Below are 3,856 nucleotides of genomic sequence, written 5' to 3'. Positions count from 1 at the left end.
GAAAAGCGGTTCCAACAATAGCAAAACCCTGCAAAAGCAGGGCTTTGTCTACAGTCTGAAGCCAGAAAATCCTTTACTGATTTCCTGGCTTCTGCTTTACCTTATTCCATATCTTTTTGTAATCCGTTCATCCAACAATATCTATCTGGCACGCTTTCATGGCCTTCAGTGCAGTCTCATGACTTTCTGGAGTCACTCCTGCACAACATGCAGCATCTACTTTGATTGGGACTTCTGGAAGTTTCTTTCCCTCCTGCGTATCTCGTGTAAAAAAAACTGTTCCTTTGAAATTTCTGATTTTCTCTTCTACTTTAGGAACAATTGCGACGGCTTCTTTCGTTCCAAGAGCTCCATCAATAAAATCATTCTGCATATATCTTGATTATTAAATACGAGCTACACCGGTTCTCTTTGCTGCCTCAGCAACCGCTTTGGCTACCGCTGGTCCTACTCGCTTATCGAATGCCTTCGGAATGATATATTCCGGAGAAAGTTCCTCATCTGTGATCAGATTTGCAAGTGCTTCAGACGCTGCCAACTTCATTTCGTCATTGATTTCTTTTGCTCTCACATCAAATGCACCACGGAAGATTCCCGGGAAAGCAAGTACGTTGTTGATCTGGTTCGGGAAATCACTTCTTCCTGTGGAAACAACTTTTGCTCCGCCTGCCTTTGCGTCATCCGGGAAGATCTCCGGAGTCGGGTTCGCACATGCAAAAACAACTGCATCTTTGTTCATGGTCTTAACCATCTCTGTTGTAACAGCACCCGGTGCAGAAACACCGATAAATACATCTGCGCCAACCAACATATCTGCAAGAGAACCGGATTTTTTAGCCAGGTTAGTAACTTTAGCCATTTCATCTTTGACCGGATTCATGCCTTCCGGGCGTCCCTCGTAGATTGCACCCTTTCTGTCGCAGAGAGTGATATCTTTGAATCCTGCTGTCAGAAGGAGACGTGCAATAGAGATTGCAGCAGCTCCTGCTCCATTCATAATGATACGAACATCTTCTTTTTTCTTTCCTACAACCTTCAGTGCATTGGTCAGACCAGCAAGAGTGATGATAGCTGTACCGTGTTGGTCATCATGGAAGATCGGAATATCACATTTTTCTTTCAGTTTTTTCTCAATCTCAAAGCATCTCGGAGCAGAAATATCTTCCAGATTTACTCCGCCAAAAGAACCGGAGATCAGATAAATTGTATTAACGATTTCATCCACATCATTGCTCTTGATACAAAGAGGGAATGCATCTACATCGCCAAACGCCTTGAAAAGTACACATTTTCCTTCCATTACCGGCATTCCGGCTTCCGGTCCGATGTTTCCAAGTCCAAGAACAGCAGAACCGTCGGTAACTACCAGACACATGTTCCATCTTCTTGTGAGTTCGTAGGATTTGTTTACATCCTTCTGGATTTCCAGACAAGGCTGTGCAACTCCAGGTGTATAAGCAAGTGACAAATCATCCTTATTTTCTACAGGTACTCTTGTTACAACTTCAATCTTACCTTTCCATTCTCCATGCAGTCTTAAAGATTCTTTTGCATAATCCATTTCTGTTGTCCTCCCTGGTATCTTAAATTTTGTGAAGCCGTATGATTCCGGCCGCCTTCTGTTGTTACTGTTCACTCCGTTCACAGCAACCATCTATTCTAATCTATTAATAATTTCCTGTAAAGAATTTACTGTCTTTTGGAAGCTCATATCCTTCAAAATATTTACCAAAGTCAAGTTTGAGATATCCACACAGATTTGCAAGTTCGACCATCGTATTGTCGTTTACCGGAATTCCATGTTCTCTTCTTTCTTTTTCTGCAAAGACTTCTTTTTCACCATGTGTATAAATACGGTCTTTGCCTTCTGCCTTCGGGCTTTCTCTCAGAGCTTCCAGATATTCTGAAAAATGTCTGCGGATTGCCTGAGGATCACCAAATGCAGCCGGATCGATTGCCATAAATCCATGACAGATTCCTGTTTTATCCGGGAATGTACAGCAGTGATCTGAAGTAACACCCATGGAAAGAATGGAACTGAACAGTTCACACAGCATACCATATCCATATCCCTTGTGACTTCCTGTAACTTCTTCATTTCCACCGAGAGGCATGATTCCGCCGCCCTTCTTTGCAACAATATTGGCAAGGACATCCGGTGCGTCTGTACTTGCATGTCCATCCTTGTCCAGTGCCCATCCATCAGGAAGTGGTTTCTCCATCTTGTTGTACATTTCGAGCTTTCCTCTTGTAACTACTGTGGTAGAGCAGTCAAAGAAAAACGGATACGGGTCTGCCGGCATAGCTACTGCGATCGGGTTTGATCCAAGCATGGCTTTTTTGCCAAACGTAGGAACCATAATAGCCTCTGAATTGGTGCAGGCCATTCCCAGAAGTCCCTCATCGCACGCCATCTTTGCATAATATCCGGCGATACCGAAATGATTGGACTCACGGACAGTTACAATTCCAACTCCGGTTTTTTTGGCTTTTTCGATGGCTTTTTTCATTGCATAAACAGAAATAAGCTGTCCCATTCCATTATGGCCGTCAATCACTGCAGATATCGGTGTTTCAAATACAACTTCAGGCTTTGCCTGCGGATGAATCGTTCCCTTTTCGATTCCCTTATGATAACGCACCATTCTCTGCATACCATGACTTTCTATCCCATAAAGGTCAGCAGTAAGAAGCACATCCTTGATCTGATTGCTTTCTTCCTCTGTAAAACCAAACGCCTTGAATACGTCTCCGCAAAAATGATTCAGTGTCTCATATGACCATTTCACATATCCCATTGTTTCGTCCCTCTTTCCGGTAGTGCCGATTTTATTTATTGGCATTACCAATTTGTATTTTAATTATACCACTGGTATTACCAAAATACAATAGAGGTCATATCAATTTATTCTGTAAAAATGCCCAAAATTTCTCGGGATTTTTTTTGCATTTCTTCCATATAACGTTCAATCGTATCCATATGTTCGGACATACAGCGTTCCGCCTGCTCTACATCTCCGTTGATGATCGCTTCAACAAGCCGATGATGCTGATCATCAATCTCTCTGGCAGAATTATTCTTTTTCATAATGTAGTCTCTCGTCCCGGAAACAATACTCTCAGTAAGCTGATCCGCTGCCGCAAGGACACTGTAAACCATCGGGTTATCTGCGATCTTTGCAATCTTCTTATGAAGTTCGCGATCCAATTCACCCCGTATCTTTTCATCTTCTGCGGCGTCCAGCCGTGCAAGAATCACCCATAATTCTGCTGCATCCAGCGGTGTGCACTTTCGCGCCGCAAGAATTGCCGCTTCTCTCTCCAGTGCCGCACGGAACTGCTGATTCTGGCGCAGATATCCATTATGCCACTTACGACATAATAAGTCACATATTGTATTACCCATAGCACACTTCATTTCGTTTTATAAAATTTGCAAACATATTCAATTCTATAATTATTATGTCTTTTACAGAATAATCTGGATCCATTGCCTTTCTTCTGGTTTACCCAAAACAAAGCTCCTTTATATGTAATAATATAGTCTTTATTCCAGAAGAAAACCTATCAAATATTTACTTTTATGAATATGGTTTCCTCCTAAAAGTTGACATCAACTTTTATCAAAAATTTTCCCATTTTCGCATCAGAGCCACCTAAAAACGCATTATAAAACACTCTTTTAAAAACTTTTATTTTACAAAGTATCAACTATTATCCGAAAAGGGCAACTTTTTCCCTGGAAAAACAATTCTGTTTCCCTAGAGGCGTGCAACTTTTACTCTCTTAAAAGTTGATGTGGTCGAGTAGATACATCCGTTACCGAATGTATCCCTCACAGAATTCCGGACGTGCG

Annotated in this window: 4 protein-coding genes; all 4 read right to left on the bottom strand. The window is 41.9% G+C overall.

The window, feature by feature from the left end; all coding sequences use genetic code 11:
* Window positions 1-127: 127 nt before the first annotated feature.
* A complete protein-coding gene (locus DXC01_RS19795) occupies window positions 128-373 on the bottom strand; it encodes a hypothetical protein (protein WP_118699681.1) in 246 nt (81 codons plus the stop codon).
* A 12-nt stretch (window positions 374-385) separates the two neighbouring features.
* The gene (locus DXC01_RS19790) at window positions 386-1,561 is read right to left on the bottom strand and encodes an NAD(P)-dependent malic enzyme (RefSeq protein WP_118699680.1); all 1,176 of its coding nucleotides are present in this window, start codon (window positions 1,559-1,561) and stop codon (window positions 386-388) included.
* A 106-nt stretch (window positions 1,562-1,667) separates the two neighbouring features.
* Window positions 1,668-2,798 carry an Ldh family oxidoreductase gene (locus DXC01_RS19785; protein ID WP_118699679.1) on the bottom strand — a complete coding sequence of 377 codons (1,131 nt, stop codon included), beginning with the start codon at window positions 2,796-2,798 and terminating at the stop codon, window positions 1,668-1,670.
* Window positions 2,799-2,905: 107 nt separating this feature from the next.
* Window positions 2,906-3,406, bottom strand: a complete 501-nt coding sequence (locus tag DXC01_RS19780; RefSeq protein WP_243111687.1) for a FadR/GntR family transcriptional regulator — start codon at window positions 3,404-3,406, stop codon at window positions 2,906-2,908.
* Between the last annotated feature and the right edge of the window lie 450 nt (window positions 3,407-3,856).

Source organism: Blautia sp. OM07-19, assembly GCF_003481595.1.
Classification (GTDB): Bacteria; Bacillota; Clostridia; order Lachnospirales; family Lachnospiraceae; genus Blautia_A; species Blautia_A intestinihominis.
The sequence above is the reverse complement of the archived record's forward strand: the minus strand, read 5'-3'. Positions and strand labels throughout refer to the sequence as shown.